17 protein-coding genes are annotated in these 17158 nt (G+C 68.0%); 8 read left to right on the top strand and 9 right to left on the bottom strand.

Features of this window, described 5'->3' with window-relative positions:
* Window positions 1-53 precede the first annotated feature (53 nt).
* Window positions 54-2120, bottom strand: coding sequence for an excinuclease ABC subunit UvrB (uvrB, locus tag HALXA_RS04395; protein WP_013879112.1), 2067 nt, complete (start codon window positions 2118-2120; stop codon window positions 54-56).
* A gap of 126 nt (window positions 2121-2246) precedes the next feature.
* Window positions 2247-3008 carry a DUF4397 domain-containing protein gene (locus HALXA_RS04390; protein ID WP_013879111.1) on the bottom strand — a complete coding sequence of 254 codons (762 nt, stop codon included), beginning with the start codon at window positions 3006-3008 and terminating at the stop codon, window positions 2247-2249.
* 292 nt (window positions 3009-3300) lie between these two features.
* On the opposite strand from HALXA_RS04390, the gene HALXA_RS04385 reads away from it, so the two are divergent.
* A complete protein-coding gene (locus HALXA_RS04385; protein ID WP_013879110.1) occupies window positions 3301-3567 on the top strand; it encodes a DUF7553 family protein in 267 nt (88 codons plus the stop codon).
* 126 nt (window positions 3568-3693) lie between these two features.
* Here the strand turns inward: HALXA_RS04385 and HALXA_RS04380 are convergent, their stop codons facing one another.
* From HALXA_RS04380 to HALXA_RS04370, 3 genes are all read right to left on the bottom strand, one after another.
* Window positions 3694-4116, bottom strand: a complete 423-nt coding sequence (locus HALXA_RS04380; RefSeq protein WP_013879109.1) for a DUF2267 domain-containing protein — start codon at window positions 4114-4116, stop codon at window positions 3694-3696.
* Between the two features lie 58 nt (window positions 4117-4174).
* A complete protein-coding gene (locus HALXA_RS04375) occupies window positions 4175-4573 on the bottom strand; it encodes a DUF2267 domain-containing protein (RefSeq protein WP_049895154.1) in 399 nt (132 codons plus the stop codon).
* Between the two features lie 105 nt (window positions 4574-4678).
* Window positions 4679-5809 carry an ORC1-type DNA replication protein gene (locus tag HALXA_RS04370; RefSeq protein WP_013879107.1) on the bottom strand — a complete coding sequence of 377 codons (1131 nt, stop codon included), beginning with the start codon at window positions 5807-5809 and terminating at the stop codon, window positions 4679-4681.
* 242 nt (window positions 5810-6051) lie between these two features.
* Here HALXA_RS04370 and fmdA point away from each other — a divergent pair, with 242 nt between their 5' ends.
* From fmdA to HALXA_RS04355, 3 genes are all read left to right on the top strand, one after another.
* The gene (fmdA, locus tag HALXA_RS04365) at window positions 6052-7323 is read left to right on the top strand and encodes a formamidase (RefSeq protein ID WP_013879106.1); all 1272 of its coding nucleotides are present in this window, start codon (window positions 6052-6054) and stop codon (window positions 7321-7323) included.
* Between the two features lie 31 nt (window positions 7324-7354).
* Window positions 7355-9118, top strand: coding sequence for a thermosome subunit beta (gene thsB, locus HALXA_RS04360; protein WP_013879105.1), 1764 nt, complete (start codon window positions 7355-7357; stop codon window positions 9116-9118).
* Window positions 9119-9237: 119 nt separating this feature from the next.
* Window positions 9238-10329: a Gfo/Idh/MocA family protein gene (locus HALXA_RS04355; protein WP_013879104.1), complete on the top strand. Its 1092-nt coding sequence runs from the start codon at window positions 9238-9240 to the stop codon at window positions 10327-10329.
* Window positions 10330-10365: 36 nt separating this feature from the next.
* On the opposite strand, the gene HALXA_RS20950 is transcribed toward HALXA_RS04355, so the two are convergent.
* Both HALXA_RS20950 and HALXA_RS04350 read right to left on the bottom strand, forming a co-directional pair.
* Window positions 10366-10533 carry a DUF1059 domain-containing protein gene (locus HALXA_RS20950; protein ID WP_013879103.1) on the bottom strand — a complete coding sequence of 56 codons (168 nt, stop codon included), beginning with the start codon at window positions 10531-10533 and terminating at the stop codon, window positions 10366-10368.
* A 95-nt stretch (window positions 10534-10628) separates the two neighbouring features.
* Window positions 10629-12695 (bottom strand): MutS-related protein, encoded by a 2067-nt coding sequence (locus HALXA_RS04350; protein WP_013879102.1) that lies wholly within the window; start codon window positions 12693-12695, stop codon window positions 10629-10631.
* Window positions 12696-12976: 281 nt separating this feature from the next.
* Here HALXA_RS04350 and HALXA_RS04345 point away from each other — a divergent pair, with 281 nt between their 5' ends.
* Window positions 12977-13936, top strand: a complete 960-nt coding sequence (locus tag HALXA_RS04345; RefSeq protein WP_013879101.1) for a DUF368 domain-containing protein — start codon at window positions 12977-12979, stop codon at window positions 13934-13936.
* 56 nt (window positions 13937-13992) lie between these two features.
* On the opposite strand, the gene HALXA_RS04340 is transcribed toward HALXA_RS04345, so the two are convergent.
* Complete coding sequence (locus HALXA_RS04340) at window positions 13993-14385, bottom strand: hypothetical protein (RefSeq protein WP_013879100.1); 393 nt, start codon at window positions 14383-14385, stop codon at window positions 13993-13995.
* Window positions 14386-14530: 145 nt separating this feature from the next.
* A complete protein-coding gene (locus HALXA_RS04335) occupies window positions 14531-15313 on the bottom strand; it encodes an MOSC domain-containing protein (protein ID WP_013879099.1) in 783 nt (260 codons plus the stop codon).
* Window positions 15314-15534: 221 nt separating this feature from the next.
* Between HALXA_RS04335 and HALXA_RS04330 the strand changes: the two genes are divergently transcribed.
* From HALXA_RS04330 to HALXA_RS04320, 3 genes are all read left to right on the top strand, one after another.
* Window positions 15535-15861, top strand: coding sequence for a DUF5789 family protein (locus HALXA_RS04330; RefSeq protein WP_013879098.1), 327 nt, complete (start codon window positions 15535-15537; stop codon window positions 15859-15861).
* Between the two features lie 46 nt (window positions 15862-15907).
* Window positions 15908-16510, top strand: a complete 603-nt coding sequence (locus tag HALXA_RS04325; protein WP_013879097.1) for a YciE/YciF ferroxidase family protein — start codon at window positions 15908-15910, stop codon at window positions 16508-16510.
* A 94-nt stretch (window positions 16511-16604) separates the two neighbouring features.
* Window positions 16605-17105 carry a YciE/YciF ferroxidase family protein gene (locus tag HALXA_RS04320; RefSeq protein WP_013879096.1) on the top strand — a complete coding sequence of 167 codons (501 nt, stop codon included), beginning with the start codon at window positions 16605-16607 and terminating at the stop codon, window positions 17103-17105.
* Window positions 17106-17158 lie beyond the last annotated feature (53 nt).

Raw genomic sequence — 17158 nt, 5'->3', positions numbered from 1 at the left:
GCTCGTGGCACGGGCGGTGAAAGTCTTGTGATCGAGTACGTTCGTCGAGCCGCTCAGAACTCCTCGGTCGGCGGCGCGATCCCCTCGTCCTCGTCGCCGCCCTCGAGGTCGAACTCCTCGCGGACCTCCCGAATCCGGTCGCGGATATCCGCAGCTAACTCGAACTCGAGGTTGCTCGCGGCCTCCTGCATCTGTTGCTCGAGTTCGTCGACGTAGCGGGCGGCGTCGTCCTCGTCCTCGAGCGATTTGCCGGAGACCTCGGAGGTGTCGGTCTTGCTGCCGGGCAGGTTGGTCTCGCCGATCTCCTTCTCGATGGTGGTCGGTTCGAAGCCGTGTTCCTCGTTGAACTCCTGCTGGATCCGCCGGCGACGCCGGGTCTCCTCGATGGCGGCTTCCATCGCGTTCGAAGGTTCGTCGGCGTAGAGGACGACCTTCCCGTTGACGTTGCGCGCCGCGCGCCCCATCGTCTGGACCAGCGTCGTCTCGGAGCGCAGGAAGCCCTCCTGGTCGGCGTCGAGGATGCCGACCAGCGAGACCTCCGGAATGTCGAGCCCCTCGCGCAGCAGGTTGATCCCCACGAGCACGTCGATCTCGCCCAACCGGAGCGAGCGGATGATCTCGTGGCGCTCGAGGGTGTCCGTCTCGTCGTGCATGTAGGCGACGTCGACGCCCGCCTCCTCTAAGTACTCCGTGAGGTCCTCGGCCATCCGCTTAGTGAGGGTGGTAACGAGCGTCCGCTCGTCCCGTTCGATGCGCTCGTCGATGCGGTCCATCAGGTCGTCGATCTGGCCGGTGGCCTCGGACACCTCGATTTCGGGGTCCACGAGGTGCGTGGGTCGAACGATCTGCTCGGCGATCCGGTCGCTGTGCTCGCGCTCGTAGTCGCCCGGCGTCGCCGAGACGTACAGCGTCTGGTCGGTCTTCTCCTCGAACTCCTCGAAGGTCAGCGGGCGGTTGTCGTACGCGGTGGGGAGGCGGAAGCCGTTCTCGACCAGCGAGTCCTTGCGGGACTTGTCGCCGGCGTACTGGCCGCGGATCTGGGGCAGCGTCTGGTGGGACTCGTCGACGACCGTCAGGAAGTCGTCGGGGAAGTAGTCCAACAGGGTGTAAGGTGCGTCGCCCGACTCGCGGTCCGAGAGGTACACGGAATAATTCTCGATCCCCGAGCAGTAGCCCGTCTCCTGCATCATCTCGAGATCGAACGTCGTCCGCTCCTCGATGCGCTGGGCGGCGATCATGTCGCCCTTCCGTTCGAAGTAGGAGATCCGGGAGTCGAGGTCCTCGCGGATCTCGTCCATCGCCCGCTCGAGTTTCGTCTCCGGAATCGAGTAGTGCTCGGCCGGGTGGACGAGCACGGCCTGTTGGTCGCCTTTGGTCTCGCCCTCGAGGGGGTCGACCTTGACCATGCGGTCGATCTCGTCGCCCCAGAGTTCGACGCGGACGGCGTAGCGGCCGTACATCGGGTAGATTTCGACGGTGTCGCCCCGGACGCGGAAGGTGCCCTGGGTGAAGTCGACGTCGTTGCGCTCGTAGTTCAGGTCCACGAGCTGTTTCAGTAACTCGTCGCGGCCGACCTCCTGGCCCACCTCGAGGCGCAGGGACATGTCGACGTAGTTGCGCGGGTCACCCAGGCCGTAGATGGCGGAGACGGAGGCGACGACGATGACGTCCTCGCGGGTCAGGAGGGAGCGAGTGGCGGAGTGGCGCAGGCGATCGATCTCGTCGTTGATCGACGCGTCCTTGTCGATGTAGGTGTCGGTCTGCTCGACGTAGGCTTCGGGCTGGTAGTAGTCGTAGTAGGAGACGAAGTACTCGACGGCGTTCTCGGGGAACAGGTTCCGGAACTCCTCGTAGAGCTGTGCGGCGAGCGTCTTGTTGTGGGCGATCACCAGCGTCGGCTTCTGAATCTCCTCGATCACCCACGAGACGGTGTTCGTCTTCCCGGAGCCGGTGACGCCCAGCAGGGTCTGCTTGTCCATCCCCTGCCGGAAGCCCTCGGCCAGTTGCTCGATCGCCTCGGGCTGATCGCCCGCGGGTTCGAACGGCGCGTCGACCTCGAACGGCCGGTCGACGTCGGGACGGTCCGGCTGGAGGGGCCCTCGAGAATCGGAGTCGCTCATTATCGGGAACAGGGGTTCGAGGTACTTTACGCGCTCGCATGCGGCGAGCGACCGCGACGCGTCGCCGTCGGAATCGTCGCTATCGTGCCGGAAAAAGCGAAGAAACGGATCGGATCGTGCGAGCCGTCAGTCGTCGCTCGCGCTCATCGCACCGTCGACCGAGATTGCCGCCTCCAGGCCGCGGTCCGCGGCGTCGGCGGGCGGCTCGAGGTAGCCGATCGCGCTCGCGGTGTAGGCGGTGCCCGCTTCAACCGGCGCGTCGAACTCGGCGACGACCGTCTCCGCGTCGCCCGCCGGCCGGAGCGACAGCGCGTAGCTGCCGGCCGGCACGGCGACGTAGTTCGTCGACTCGCCGAAGGAGAGGTCTGCGAACAGCGGTTCGCCGTCGGCGTAGACGTCGACCGCGGGGGCGTCCGGCGAGGCGTGGAAGGCCCGCACCAGCGCTGAGCCGGCGTCCGTGAGGACCTCGGGGCGGAACGTGTCCGCGCCGAGTTCGCCGATCGCCGCCACGGTGTAAAAGCCTTCGCCGACGGTGACCTCTCCCTCGAACGCTTTCGTCTCCGGATCGCCGGTCGGCGTGATCGTCACCGTGTACGTACCCGGCTCGACCTCGAGGTACGGCGAGATCTCGCCGTAGGGAACGTCCTCGAGGACGCGGGTCCAGTCGACGTAGACGTCGACGTTCGGCGCGTCCGGCGAGAAGTGCGCGACGCGAACCGCGGCGGTGGGGACGTCGGTCGCCCGCTCGTCGCCGGCGTTCCCGCTTTTCTTCCGTTTCGATCGTTCGTCCGCTTCGTGTTCGCCGGTCGCGAAGACCGTGCCGCTCGCTGCGGTCAATCCACCGGCGACGCCCAGCGATTTCAGGGCCGTCCGTCGTGATACTGGCATGGTGCGACCGAGTCGGAGGACCGGGGAAGAAAAACGGTGCGTGTTAGTATCGATGGTTGTTCCGGCGTTTCCCGCCGCCGGCCGCGGTGTAGCCCGCCGGTGACGGGCGAAGGGCGACCGTAACTCGAGCGGCGAGAGGAGCGTCCCGGTCGATCTATCGGCGGCACTGCGGTCGCCCCGAGTCGGTGGTTTCGTCGTATTCCGACGTACGGTGGCCCTTCCAGCGGACGGCGGTCGCCACGTGGCGATTGCTCGCTCAATCGTTATGGGTCGCCTCGTGGTGGTGTCGACTATGACAGAGCAACTGCAGCAGGCTCGAGACGACCTCGAGGAAGCGGCCAAATCGGCGGACGACGACGTGCGCGAGGACATCCGCGAGACGACGGACGCGTTCGCCGACTACGTGAGGAGCGACACCGCGCCGGATCACGCGATCCTCGACGAACGGCTCAACACGCTCCGGCAGGTTCGCGAGCGGACCGACGGCAACACCGAGGACAAGGTCGAGTCGGCCATCGAGACGGTCGAGGACTACCGCGAGCAGGTCGATCAGGCGTAGCTCCCCGTGTCGCTCGTCCGACGCGCTGCTCGAGTCGCTCTGGCCGGCTATCGGCCGATGACGCTCGAGTCGCCCGTGGACCGACGCGGTAAAACCGAGAACCGCCGGTGAAAAGCGGCCGGACGATCAGTACTCGCCGGGCGTCCGCTCGTCGACGTCGGCGTCCGCGTCCGTCTCCGCGAGCAGTTCGCCGAAGCCGTAGCGGTCGAACCGGTCGACGACGGCCGCGCGCTCGCTCTCGTCGACCGCCTCGAGGACCGTTCCGAGGACGGTCGTCGCCGCTTCTTCGCCGTGCAGTTCGGTGGTATCCATGCGCCGGTCGATCCGAGAGACGAACTCCTCCTCGGAGAAGCGCTGGCCAGACTCGCCCCCCGTGAGGTGCTGGCTCAGGTCGCCGGGGAGCTGCGCGGCCAGATCCCGGGCTTCGTCCGCGCTCAGTCGCTCGCCGAGCGTCTGGAGGACCGCCCGAGTCGCGTCGTCGGCCGATTCCTCGTCCGCGTCGGCGGCGGCGCGGTCGCTCACCGTCTCGAGTAGTTCTGCCTGGTCCATACCGTTGCAAGGGCGACTCGGTCCCTCACGGTTCGGGCGGCAACTGCCGGGTGCCGTCCTAACTCCTGGCGCCCGGCCCCGTCTCCGGAATCGCCGCGCCGAACTCCAGTTCTTCGAGCCGGTCGCGCAGTCCTTCGGCCTCCTCGTCGCTGATGTGCTCGAGCGCGGTCCCGACGACCGCCTGCGCGAGCGCCTCCGGCTCGCCGGTGTCGGCCCGGTCGGCGCGCTCGGTGATCCGCTCGAGGAATTCATCGTAGTCGAACCGCCGACCGGAGGCGCCCTCGACGAGGTGATCGCCGATCTCGGCGGGCAACTCGCCGTCGATGCGCTGCAGGCGCGTCTCGTCCAACCGTTCGCCCAGCGCGGAGAGCACCGCCTGGGTGGCGTCGCGGGCGTCGGCTTCGTCGGCGAGGTCCGCTTCGAACTGGACGGAGCCGTAGAAGTCGTGGCGTTCCATGCCCTCGGCTTGGACGGAGTCGCCCGTTGCGGTTGGGCCGGCGACTGCTGGCATCTCGTGGTCGAAGGACGAGCAGTACGGTACGGTATCAGGAACGGGGCGCCGTCACTCGAGCCGGTTCAACACCGCCTCTTTCTCGTAGGACAGCGACAGCGACCGCGAGCGCCCGCGGCCGTCAACGTCCGTGTACTCGGCGTCGATCAGCCCCAGTTGGTCGAGTTTGTTGACGATCTCCGAGTACCGCGTGTAGCCGAGGTCGGTCCGCTCGTGGAAGGCCTCGTAGATGTCGCCGGCCTGTTCGCCGTCGCGGTGGGCGATCACCTCGAGCAGCGCCCGCTCGGTGTCGGTCAGCCCCGAGAGGCTGCGCGCGAGGTTGATGTATTTGGACTTCTCGTAGGCCTCCTCGACGTCCTGGCGCTCGACGGTGCGACTCGCGCGCATCTCGGCGTTCAGTCCGGCACGGCGCAGGAGGTCGATTCCGACGCGCAGGTCGCCGCTGTCGGCGGTGAGTTCGGCGACGTACTCGAGGGTGTCGCGACCGATGACGCCGTCGTGGAAGCCGCGTTTCACGCGCTCCTCGAGGATGTCGACGATCTCGGGCTGGTCGTAGACCGGGAAGTAGACGTCCTCGGGGCGGAAGACGCTCTGGACGCGCGAATCGAGTTCGTCGATGACGTCCAGGGCGGGGTCGGAGGAGACGACGACGACGCCGATCTTCGCGCCGGGGTACTCCTCGTGGGCCCGCAGCAGCGAGTACAGCGTGTCGGAGGCCTCGTTCTCGTAGAAGAGGTAGTTGACGTCGTCCAGGGCGACGACCAGCACCTTGTCCTCCTCGACGAGCTTCTCGGCGATCTGACCGAACAGCTTCTTGAAAGAGATCCCCGAAGAGGGCGGCTCGTAGTCGAAGGTGCCCTCGAAGAGCCGCGAGAACACCGAGTAGCGGGTCGCGTTGACCTGACAGTTGACGCGGATGGTGCGGACGTCGCTGGTCTGGGCGCCGACCTCGTCGAACAGCTTCTGGATGGCCGTGGTCTTGCCGGTGCCGGGCGGTCCGCGGACCATCACGTTCAGCGGTCGCGACCCGCGCACCGCCGGCCGGAGCGCGTACGTCAGGCTCTCGGTCTGGGCCTCGCGGTGCTTGAACGTCTCGGGGACGTAGTCGATTTCGAAGACGTGCTCGTCCCTGAACACGGATTCGTCCCACGACAACATCCCCTCCTCGGGGTCGTCTGCCATCACTTTCACCACGCTGTCGGAGCTACTTAGTTGTTCGTAGCGAAGACGCCATTACTCGCGCGGTTGCGGACGATTATCGACTTTTGCTTCTTTCGACTGGATCGGCTCGTTCACGCAACGACTGCTTTCGAAAATCCATCGGGATAGTCGATATCTTCAAACTGATAATATTCCCTAGATGAGTAGCACCTGTTCACGGGAAAACATTTTATCGCAGATTGTGGTTGGAAATCACTGGCACAATGCCAGAAGTAGCATTCGAGGTCGACGTCGACGCACCGCCAGACGACCAACCCGGCGCGAACCCGTTCAACCGGTGGCATCCGGATATTCCCGCCGTCGTCGAGGCCGATCCCGGCGACACGATGCGACTCGAGGCCTTGGACTGGACGGGCGGGCAGATTCGAGATAACGACGACGCGAACGAGGTCCGGGACGTCGATCTGTCGCAGGTCCACTACCTCGCCGGCCCGGTCGAGGTCAACGGCGCCGAGCCCGGCGACCTGCTGAAAGTCGAGTTCCTCGACATGGGCCCGCTCAACGACCGCGCGGAGTTCGGCTTCACCGGCACGTTCTCCCAGCAGAACGGCGGCGGCTTCCTGACGGATCACTTCCCGAACGCCGCCAAGTCGATCTGGGATCTCGACGGCTACACCGTCTCCTCGCGACACGTCCCCGACGTCCGCTACGAAGGCAAGATCCACCCGGGACTGGCCGGCTGCGCCCCGAGTCAGGAACTGCTCGAGGAGTGGAACGAGCGCGAGCGGGAGTTGATGGAGCGCCACGCGGAGGATCCCGACTCGATCCAAAACCACCCGACCGGCGAGGCGGAGCCGCCCGTGGCGAACCCGCCGACGACGGAGGGCGCGCTGATGGGGGAGATGGACCCCGACGAAGCCGAGGAGGCGGCCGAGGAGGCCGCCCGAACCGTCCCGCCGCGCGAGCACGGCGGCAACCACGACATCAAGGACCTCTCGATCGGCTCGACGGTGTACTTCCCCGTCTACGTCGACGGCGCCAAGTTCGCTCTCGGCGACTTCCACGCCTCGCAGGGCGACGGCGAGATCACCTTCTGCGGGGCGATCGAGATGGCCGCCTACGTCGACGTGAAGTTCGACCTCGTCGAGGACGGAATGGAGAAACTCGGCGTCGATCACCCGATCTTCGAGCCGGGCCACCGCGGCCCGACCTTCGAGGATTACGTCACCTTCTGCGGCTACTCGGTGACCGAGGACGGCGAGCAGCGGTACCTCGACTCCCACACGGCCTACCGGCGCGCCTCGCTGCAGGCGATCGACTACCTGAAGCAGTTCGGCTACACCGGCCAGCAGGCGCTGCACATCCTCGGGACGGTCCCGGTCGAGGGGCGCCAGAGCGGCGTCGTCGACGTGCCGAACGCGTGTTCGACGCTCGCGCTCCCGAAGGGGGCCTTCGAGTTCGACGTTTCCCCGGAGACGCTCGGCAGCGACAAGGATCGCGGCGACGTCGTCGTCACGGACGATCCGCTCGGATGACCCGCGGAACCCGTCACCACCGACGCCACCGATGACGCGATCACCACCGAACCGGCCGACTCGAGGCCCGGACGCGGATCACTTTCCGACCGACGCGACCAGCGACCTCGAGCGCGAGGCCTTCCGCGAGCGAATCGAGTCGGAAACCGACCCCGCGAGCGTCCGGCGATCGAACATCGCCGCGGCGACGGCCGTCGCCGAGACGCTGCGGACGACGCTGGGACCGAACGGGCGACACAAGATGCTCGTCGGGCGACAGGGACGGGTCGTCGTCACGAACGACGGCGCGAACGTCCTGAAGAATCTGGAGATCGCCGACCCCGTCGCTCGAGCGGTCGTCGAGGTCGCCGAGGCGCAGGAGGCGGTCGTCGGCGACGGCACGACGACGGCCGTGCTGCTGACCGGCGCGTTGCTCGATGCGGCCGCCTCGCTGCTCGAGGACGGGCTCCATCCGACGACGGTCGTCTCCGGCTACGGAACGGCGGTCCGGTTCGCACGGGATCGGCTCGACGAGTACGAAACCGGCGTCGACCGCGGCGACGACGAAACCCTGCGCGCCGTCGCGCGCACCGCCGTCACGAACGACTGGGACGACGCGTCGATCGACCGGTTCGCCTACCTCGCCGTCTCGGCGGCGCGGGCGGTCGATTTCGAGACGGCATCGATCGCGCGAAAGTCCTACGCCGGCGCGCCGCTCGAGGCGTCGGAACTCATCGACGGTCTAGTTGTCGATCTGGACGCGTCGTCGACGACGATCGAACGCGACCGGGACGGGCGGACCCGCGCCGCCGATCGTTCGGCGACGGACGCCCGAATCGCGCTCGTCGATCACGAAATCGGCGTTCAGGAGGCCGACGCGGTGACGACGCCGACGGTCACCGATCCCGACGAACTCGAGCGGCTCCGCGAGTCGGAACGCGAGGAGCGCTCGCGCGTCGTCGACCGCTGCCGCGACCGCGGCGTCGACGTCCTCGTCTGTCAGCAGTCTGTCGACGAGCGGATCCGCGAGACCCTCGAGCGCGAGGGGCTCGTCGTCGCGGAGCGGACGCGGCGGGACGAGTTCGACGCCCTCGCGGCGGCGACGGGAGCACAAGCGACGTATTCGATTGCGGACCTGGACGAATCGACGATCGGCCGCGCCGGAACAGTTGAGCGGCGGACGATTGGCGCGAGTCCGGTGCTCGTCGTCGCGAATTGTCCGAGTGACGCGCATGCGTCCCTGCTGCTCCGGGGCGGCACGCCGCAGGTCGCCGACGAGACCCGACGCATCGTCGACGACTGCCTCGCCGTCACCGCGTCGGTCGCTCGAGACGGGGGCGGCGCCGTCGTTCCCGGCGGCGGGGCGACTCCGATGGCGCTGGCACAGGATCTGTCGCGGTACGCGAGCCGGTTCGACAAACGGGAGCAACTCGCCGTCGACGCGTTCGCGACGGCGCTCGAGTCGATTCCGCGGACGCTGGCGACGAACGCGGGCCGCGACCCGATCGACGTCGTGGCCGAACTCCGGGCCGAGCACGATGCGGGCCGGTCTGCGGCCGGGGTGGACGCGAACGGCGGGATCGCGGATACGGCCGATATCGGCGTCCTCGAGCCGCGGGCAGTGCTGGATCGGACGCTCGCGGCGGCGTTCGAGGCGACGGCTGCGATACTCCGGATCGACGGCGTCCTTGCGGAGTCGGCTCGGTCGGCAACGGGCCAGGGACCGTCGGAAGACGGACACGACCGAGGTCACGAGCACGCGAATTCAGGTGCACGGGCGAGCATCGACGGCTACCCCTGGGCGATCGGTCACTGACTCCCTCGAGTGTTTCCGGTCACCGAACGCCGGTTGCGTCGAAAGCTCGAGCCGAACCCGTCGAACGCCTCGATATCGAGATCGGGTGACTTTACCACACGGGCGGGAAACGCAGTTCTATGACCCTCACCGCCGGCATCGTCGGCTGCGGTACCATCGCCGACGCGTACTGCGAGGCGAACGACCGCTTCGACAGCTACCGCATCGCCGCCTGCGCCGACCTCGAGCGCGAGCGCGCCGAGGCGACGGCCGCCGAATACGGACTCGAGGCCCGCTCGGTCGAGGATCTCCTCGTCGATCCCGATATCGACATCGCGATCAACCTGACCCCGCCGACGGCCCACGCCGGGGTGATCCTGCAGGCCCTCGAGGCCGATACCCACGTCTACACCGAGAAACCGCTCGCGACGGACCTCGAGGACGCGGAAGCGGTTCTCGAGACGGCCGACGAACGCGGCCTTCGCGTCGGTTCGGCACCGGATACGGTACTGGGCGCCGGCCTCCAGACCGCCCGGGCAGTTCTCGAGGCGGGCCGGATCGGACGTCCGATCGGCGCGACGGCGAACCTAGTGTTCGGCGGCCACGAGTCGTGGCACCCGAACCCGGACCTCTACTATCAGGAAGGCGGCGGCCCGCTGTTCGACATGGGACCGTACTACGTCGGCGCCCTGATCGCGCTGCTCGGACCGGCCGAGCGCGTGACGGGAGCGACCGGGCGGGCCTTCGAGGAGCGGACGATCGGGAGCGGACCCCGAGCCGGAGAGTCCATCGACGTCGAGGTGCCGACCCACGAGGTCGGCGTCGTCACCTTCGAGAACGGCGCGATCGCGAACCTGCAAATCAGCTTCGACGCCGTCGGCGGCACGTCGGGCCCGTCGCCGCTGTTCGAACTCTACGGGACCGAGGGGACGCTGCAGCTCCCCGATCCGAACGACTTCGACGGAGCCGTTCGCGTGCGAGAGCGCGGCGCCGACGAATTCGAGACTGTCCGGCACACCCACGACTATACCGCCGGACGCGGCGTCGGCGTCGCCGACCTCGCGCGATCGCTGCAGAACGACGACTGGGAACACCGCACCAGCGGCCGGCGGGCGTACCACACTCTCGAGATCATGGCCGGCGTCCGAACGGCCGCCGAACGGGAAGAACACGTCCGCATCGAGAGCGCCTGCGAGCGACCGGCGCCGCTGCCGGAGACGTTCCCGAAGTGAGGAGACGAGACGGAGACGGCCTCGACGGACGCCGACTCAGGCCAGTTCGACCCGATCGATGCCGCGCTCGAGGTCGGCGCGATCGATCCGGCCGTTGTGAACCATGCGAACGTGGGCGCGAACGAGCCGTTCCACCTCGTCGGAACTGCTCGATCGGATGCGGAACTGACAGCTCCCCTCCGAACACTCGAATTGGTAGGGCATACCGTGACAGTTGCCGCGTCGAGTCGTAGGTATGCTACTTGCATAGTACAGGGGCTGAACTTCCCCGTCTCTCGTCGAATCGGCCCGTCGGCGCGTCACTCGAACTTCTCGAGCAGTCGATCGTAGAAGCCGGGCTCGGCGGCGTCGGCCGTCGCGCGGCCGCCGTTGGTCGCGACCGCCCCACTGTCGCCGTTCTCGGTCGCCAGCTTCTCGACGATCAATTCGGGCGTCGACCGCGCGAGGTGGTCCTTGACCGGCGAGCGGTTCACCTCGAGTTCGCCGTCGACCAGCCCGACGGCCTCGATGCCGTCGACGGTGACGTCGAAGTTGGCCATCTCGCGGATCTCGCCAGCGAGGTGGGAAACGAAAACTGCCGTGGCGCCGTTCTCCTCGAGCGCCTCGAGGATGCCGGCGATGATCTTCGCGGAGGCGCCGGGCTCGGTGATGCTCTCGAGTTCGTCGACGAGCACGAGCGAGCCCTCGCCGCCCTGCGCGAGGTCGGCGAACTCCCGCACCGTCGACTCGAAGGCGCCGGCGTCGAGCGTGCCCTGCGTCTTGGCGTGGTAGTGGAGGTCGTCGAACCGGCGCAGTTCGGCCCCCTCGGCGGGAACGGGCAGTCCCATGTGTGCCAGCACGACGACGCTCGCCACGAGGTCCAGCGTCGAGGTCTTCCCGCCGCTGTTGACCCCCGAGAGCAGGGCGACGCCCGAGACGTCGTAGTCGACGGGGTCGATCGCCTCGAGCGGTTCGTCGAGCAGGGGTGAGCGACCGGCCTCGATAGCGAAGCCGGTCTCCGCCGCGTCGCCCCCGTCGCCGTCCGCCGCGGGGTCCCAGACGAACGCCGGCATCGTGCACTCGAAATCGGCGGCGAACCTGGCGACCGCGAGTTCCACGTCCAACTCGAGGGCCGTCCGGACGAGTCCGCGGGCGCCCTCGCGCTGGTCGGCCAGATCGGCGGCGAGTTCGCGCTTGAGCCGCCCCGCCCGCCGCTCCTTGGCGGCGGTCAGCTCCTCGCGCAGGCGGCTGACGGCGTCCTCGTCGCGCTCGACGGGGAACGTCGGCTCGTCGCCGAAGACCCGGCGGGCGATCTCGGCTTCGCCCGTATCGAGGTCGAGCGCGTCGATCAGGTGCTCGCGGGCGGCCTCGACGGCCGCGGCGTACTCGTCGGCCAGTTCGCGCGAGAGCAAGGAGTCGACGCCCGCGCCGCGTTCGACCAGCGAGAGGAGGTCCGAGCCCTCGATCGTCACGTCCTCCTCGCGGATCGCGTCCCGCAACTGGTCGTTCGCGACGCTTTCCGCCGCGCTCGCCGCCGCGTCGAGGTCGTCGACCGCCGTCGTCAGCCGGTCGAGTTCGTCGTCGCCCGCGACGGTGCCGTCGTCGTCGAGCCGCGAGAGGCCGTCCTCGAGCGCCGCGAGGTCGCAGTCGGCCTCGAGGTCGGCGGCGCGGTGGACCGCGATGGCGGCTCGCAGCCGATCCCGGTTCCGCGCGAAGAACGAAAGCGGACGCTCGGGGACGATCTCGGCCGGGTTCTCGAGGGCGTCGGGCCGGACCTGCACGTCGCCGTCGACGGTGACGCCGGCGAACGATTCGTCGAGCGCGACGACCGTCGAGTAGCCCCGCGCGAGTTCGGCCAGTCCCTGCGCGTCCTCGACGACTTCGACTGAGAGTTCGGGGATTGCCTCCTTCGCCTCCGAATAGCGTTCGGCGTCCGTCGTCGCCAGACAGCGCTCGCGCACCCGCACGTCGCCCGGCTGCCGGAGGGGTTCGACCCCCTCGAGCGCCGCGAGCACGTCGGAGTCGGGCTCGCGCTCGAGGGCCTCGCGAGCGAACGCGCGGACTTCCTCGATCCGGGCGCGACACGGGCTCGGGTAGATCGTCTCGAGGCGCTGGGCGGCGTAGTCGGTGACCGTGCGCTCTTTCAGTAGGCCGAGGACCTCGCGATAGATTTCTCTGGCCCGGTCGGTCGCGAGGAAGCCGCCGGGATCGTCGTGTTCGTGGCGGATCGCGCCGCGCGCGATGCGGGCGGCCCGGCCCTGGCTGATCCCCGGCGCGGTCGCGATCGTCGCGACGTCGCCCGCGCGCAGCGCTCGCTCGGGGTCGTCGAGTTCCGACAGCGCCCGCGCGGTCTTTTCGCCCACGCCCGGGATCGACTCGAGCTCCATTGCTTCTCGACGGTCGTATCCAACCGGAGCGAGAAAAAGTTCCCGCCCGGGTTTCACGGCGGCGTGGTATCGTCCCGCATGCCGTCGACGCGTTCGGAAACGAAGTCGACCGGTCGGAGCGAGGAATCTCCGCCGACTGATGCGGAATCGTACTTTTATACGTGTCGGCGTCCCCGTCTCGAATATGCAACCGACGCGCGGGGCCGCCCGCACGGACTCGAGACGAGGGTGTCGACCGACGACCGTCCGGACCGCCACCGACGACCGCCGGGGGCGAACGCATGTATGAACGGCTCGACCTCGCGGTCGATCGCCTCGAGCTCCTGCGGACGTACGCCTACGGGCTCTGCATGGGGACGGCGGACGCCCTCCCGGGCGTCTCCGGCGGCACCGTCGCGCTCCTGCTGGGCTTCTACGGGCGGCTGATCGCGGCGGTCACGGCGCTGACGCCGGGCCGAATTATCACCGTTCTCAGCGGCTATCACCCCGATCGGCGGACGAACGCGCGCGAGGCGCTGCTCGAGCTCGACCTGCAGTTTCTGGTCCCGCTCGGCGTCGGGATGGTCACCGCCGTCGTCCTCATCGCCGATATCGTCTCCTCGCTGGCGTCCACCCATCCGCTCCCGATGTTCGGCTTCTTCACCGGACTGATCGCCGCCTCGGCGGTCACGCTCGGCCGCAGCCTCGAGTTCGCGTCCCGGACCCACGTCGCGGCGGCGATCGTCGGCGCCGGACTCGCGCTGCTGGTCGCCGCCGACCTAGTGGCGCTGCCCGGCAGCGGTCCGCTGGTCATCGTCGTCGCCGGCGCGCTCGCCGTCAGCGCGATGATCCTGCCGGGCGTCTCCGGCTCGCTCATCTTGATCCTGCTCGGCCAGTACGTCTTCCTCTCCTCGGAGTTGAGCGCGTTCGTCGGCGCGATCGGCGACGTCGTCCTCGACGGCGGATCGACGGCGGCCGCCGTCGGGCCGGGAACGACGGTGGTCCTGTTCGTCGTCGGCGGCGTCGTCGGCCTCGTCACGATCGCCCGCGTCGTCCGCGCCGCGCTCGAGCGGCGTCGGAACCTGACGCTCGTCTTCCTGGTGAGTCTCATCGCCGGCTCGGTTCCCGCCCCGCTGCACAACATCGGCGCGGCGCACCCGTGGACCGCCGAGACGATCGCCCTGACGGTCGCCTGGGCCGCGTTCGGCGCGGTCGCCCTGTTCGCGCTCGAGTACCTCGTCGGCGGGTTCGATCCGGAGTGATCGAGTCGAACGGTCAACGTCGGTGAGAGCGACGATATCGGCGACGCAACGGCCTCTCAGTCGCCGAAATCGGCGTCCTCGAAGTTCTCGTTGGCCAGTTCGTCGATCATATCCTCGATTTCGTCCCGCTTCTCGTCGTCCAAGTCTTCGACCGCGCCGACGCCGTGCCCGCCGCTTTTGGCCGTCTGCAGGGCGTGCTTGTTCAGGTTGCCGTCCGGATCGACCACGGGGAGTTTGAGATCGGTGAAGTTCTCCGGCGGGAAGTCCGACGCCGAGAGGATGAAGTGGTCGGCGACCTCGCCCAGGTCGTCGGTCTGGCGAGATTCGTCCGAATCTCGCTGACCATCCGAGCTTCGCTCGGAGATATCGAAATCCTCGAGTTGCGGTTCGTCCCACTCCTCGGTCGTCGTCCCCGAAAAGTCGGGTTCGTGCATCTCGTAGTCGGTCATACGCGATAATTGACGGGCGCGGACGATTGATTTCCACCCTGCGTATTCAACGAATTCGACGGCGGTCGCGGTAGCCGTCGGTACCGTTTTTCCGTTCGCAGTAGCTACTTGCTTCGCAAGACCGTGGAGGGCGATCGGATCTCCGCTAGTCGACGACGTCGACCGCCTCGCCAACCGTAATCGCCCCGCCGCGATCGGCCGGCGGCACGCTCGCGATGATCATCAGCGTATAGTAGTGGTCGAAGGCGTCCCGGTCGGCCCACTCGGGGAACGTCTCCTCGCGCTTCTCGACGAACCGCTGCTGGAACTTCTCGATCGGCTCGCCGGTGTCGGGGTCGCGCTGGGGAACGACGCAGCGGCCGCAGGGCGTGACGCCCTCGAGCCGAATCCCCTCGATCTCGAATGCGGGGGCTTCATCGCCGACGAACCGGTCCTCCCAGAACGCCGGCACGCCGGAAATCTCGATATTCGCGCGGATGCGACGGCGCGCGCCCTCGAGGGTCATTCCCTCTTCGTCGAACCAGGAGGCGACCTGCCGGACCGTGGCCGTGCTGACGACCGACGGGCCCATCTCGCGGCGGTCCACGTAGCCCAGCGACCGGTCGCGCTCGAGGGTCACGTCTTCGTCGAAGAAGTCGCCGAACCACGCCTCCGCCCGCTCCCGGTCGGCTTCGTCCGCGAGGGCGAACCGCCGTCGCTCGCCGTCGGGCGCTTCGAGGACGAGTTCGCGCGTCGCGGGATCGAAATCGGTCTCGAGGTCGTGAACGCGGTCGGTCCGCTTGCCGTTGATGACCTCGCCCCCGTCGTCGAACAGGGCAAACTCGCGGTCGTACTCGACGGTGCCACCCTCGAGGATCGACGCCGACTCGAGATCGATGCCGTCCAGCCCCTTCACGGGGTACACCCTGAGCCGCTCGAGTTGTGCCATTATTGATGAATAGTGGGGCGATCCACGTATAGATGTTCGTTCGAACGCCGTTCGATCGGCAACATACCGGGGGTTTGTAGGTGCGACCCCGAGGATTACCGACCGCGGTCGGGATCGGTACCGGCGATCGGAACCGTTCGAGCGGACAAAACCGCCCGACTGCGGGCGGTCGTCGCTTGCAGGGCGCACTACTATCCGGCCCATCCGGGTAGGAGCGTTCGATGAGTCACACAGACGACGCCGACGAGGTCAGATTGCTCGAGATCGGAGCCGTCACCGAGCTGTTCACGGACGCGACGTTCCCGGCGACCACCGACGAGGTGCTCGCGGAGTACGCCGACGTCGAGATCGAGTACCCGCACGAGTCAGACTCCCTGCGGACGGTCCTCGAGACCTCCGGTCACGAAACCTACGAGAGCCGGGACGACCTCGAGCTGGCGATTCTCAACGGCGTCAGGCGGGATGCCGTGGGCCGACCGCGGTACAGCGACCGCGGCGACAGTCCCCACGACACCGACGAGGACATGCGGATGCAGCAGTCGTTCTGACGGAGTTTCATCTTCACTCGCTCCTCGATTCACCGCTCCCCTACGCATGAGTACCACACAGACCCCACGCGACGCACTGACGGCCGAACTCGAGCGGCTCTACTACGTCGAGCGGAAGCTGCGCGACGAACTCGAGACGCTGTCGAGCGACGTCGCGATCGATACGCTGGACGACCTGCGCGAACTGGAGTGTCGCGAGCAACTGCAGTACGCCGTCGACAGACACCGCGAGCAGACCGATCGCCACGTCGAGCGCATCGAGCGGGCCTTCGACGCGCTCGGCGAGGAGCCCGACACCCGTCGCGTCCCGGAGCTCGACGGCCTGATCGCGGACAAGGAGAAGTTCAACAACGTCGTGCTGAACGACGGGCTCCGGCCGCTGTTCTACATCGAGACGGTGCTGAAACTCGAGGCGATCGAGTGTACGGCCTACGAGCGGACGATGGGGATAGCCGGCGCGCTCGAGGACGACGCCGGCGACGCGGTCGTCGACGCCCTCGAGAAGAACTACGACGACGAGTGCGATCTCCGGTCGGAAATCGACTCGCTGGCCGACGGCGAGGCCGTCGAGACGCTGCTCGCCGCGGGGTCGGCTACCGAACCCGTCGACCGAGACAGAGATCGGGCATCGCTGGATCGATCACTGTGATCGTGATCGTCGCGTCGCTCGCACTCTCGGCTGCACCGCCACCGCACAGTCGCACCCGCACCGCCGCGCAACACGCACCCCACCCAGTCCACTCATGAACGTCGAAACCCTCGAGGATCTGTTCGGATACCAGCTACAGCACGCGTACTACGTCGAACGCACCCACGTCGAACTGCTCGACGAAATGGCGACCGACGCGCCGAGCGACGACCTCGCCGATCGGTTCGCCACCCACCGCGAGGAGACCGCCCGTCAAGTCGAGCGCCTCGAGGACGTCTTCGCGGCGCTGGGCCGCCGACCCCACGCCAGTCGCGCGCGGTCGGCCGACGGCCTGGCCGATTCGCGGCACCTGCGCGACGACGCAGCGGGCGAGCCGACCGTCCCTGACGACCTCGAACTCGGCCTGCTGGCCGAACGGCTCGAGATTAGGTGCTACGAGACGCTGGTACGGCTGGCTGGCCGGCTCGCCTACGCCGACGACGTCGTCGAACCGCTCGAGACGAACCTCGCGGAGGAACGGGAGACGCTGCAGGCCCTGGAGGCACTCGAGGCGGAGCTCTCGATCGGCGAGGCGATGGCGCTCGAGGAGGCGTAGCGGCTCGCTCGCCGGCCCGGCGGAAACGGGTTCGAGCCGGACGTACCGCATCG

It is taken from the genome of Halopiger xanaduensis SH-6 (assembly GCF_000217715.1).
Classification (GTDB): Archaea; Halobacteriota; Halobacteria; order Halobacteriales; family Natrialbaceae; genus Halopiger; species Halopiger xanaduensis.
This window is presented reverse-complemented; position numbering and strand designations above follow the sequence as displayed.

Bases quoted from the DNA above. Each gene is read 5' to 3' on its own strand.
- HALXA_RS04335 (WP_013879099.1), bottom strand. From the start codon at position 15,313: ATGGCACAACTCGAGCGGCTCAGGGTGTACCCCGTGAAGGGGCTGGAC.
- HALXA_RS04325 (WP_013879097.1), top strand. From the start codon at position 15,908: ATGAGTACCACACAGACCCCACGCGACGCACTGACGGCCGAACTCGAG.
- HALXA_RS20950 (WP_013879103.1), bottom strand. From the start codon at position 10,533: ATGCCCTACCAATTCGAGTGTTCGGAGGGGAGCTGTCAGTTCCGCATC.
- HALXA_RS04345 (WP_013879101.1), top strand. From the start codon at position 12,977: ATGTATGAACGGCTCGACCTCGCGGTCGATCGCCTCGAGCTCCTGCGG.
- HALXA_RS04340 (WP_013879100.1), bottom strand. From the start codon at position 14,385: ATGACCGACTACGAGATGCACGAACCCGACTTTTCGGGGACGACGACC.
- HALXA_RS04320 (WP_013879096.1), top strand. From the start codon at position 16,605: ATGAACGTCGAAACCCTCGAGGATCTGTTCGGATACCAGCTACAGCAC.
- HALXA_RS04370 (WP_013879107.1), bottom strand. From the start codon at position 5,809: ATGGCAGACGACCCCGAGGAGGGGATGTTGTCGTGGGACGAATCCGTG.
- HALXA_RS04355 (WP_013879104.1), top strand. From the start codon at position 9,238: ATGACCCTCACCGCCGGCATCGTCGGCTGCGGTACCATCGCCGACGCG.
- HALXA_RS04380 (WP_013879109.1), bottom strand. From the start codon at position 4,116: ATGGACCAGGCAGAACTACTCGAGACGGTGAGCGACCGCGCCGCCGCC.
- fmdA (WP_013879106.1), top strand. From the start codon at position 6,052: ATGCCAGAAGTAGCATTCGAGGTCGACGTCGACGCACCGCCAGACGAC.
- HALXA_RS04390 (WP_013879111.1), bottom strand. From the start codon at position 3,008: ATGCCAGTATCACGACGGACGGCCCTGAAATCGCTGGGCGTCGCCGGT.
- HALXA_RS04385 (WP_013879110.1), top strand. From the start codon at position 3,301: ATGACAGAGCAACTGCAGCAGGCTCGAGACGACCTCGAGGAAGCGGCC.
- HALXA_RS04350 (WP_013879102.1), bottom strand. From the start codon at position 12,695: ATGGAGCTCGAGTCGATCCCGGGCGTGGGCGAAAAGACCGCGCGGGCG.
- thsB (WP_013879105.1), top strand. From the start codon at position 7,355: ATGACGCGATCACCACCGAACCGGCCGACTCGAGGCCCGGACGCGGAT.
- uvrB (WP_013879112.1), bottom strand. From the start codon at position 2,120: ATGAGCGACTCCGATTCTCGAGGGCCCCTCCAGCCGGACCGTCCCGAC.
- HALXA_RS04375 (WP_049895154.1), bottom strand. From the start codon at position 4,573: ATGGAACGCCACGACTTCTACGGCTCCGTCCAGTTCGAAGCGGACCTC.
- HALXA_RS04330 (WP_013879098.1), top strand. From the start codon at position 15,535: ATGAGTCACACAGACGACGCCGACGAGGTCAGATTGCTCGAGATCGGA.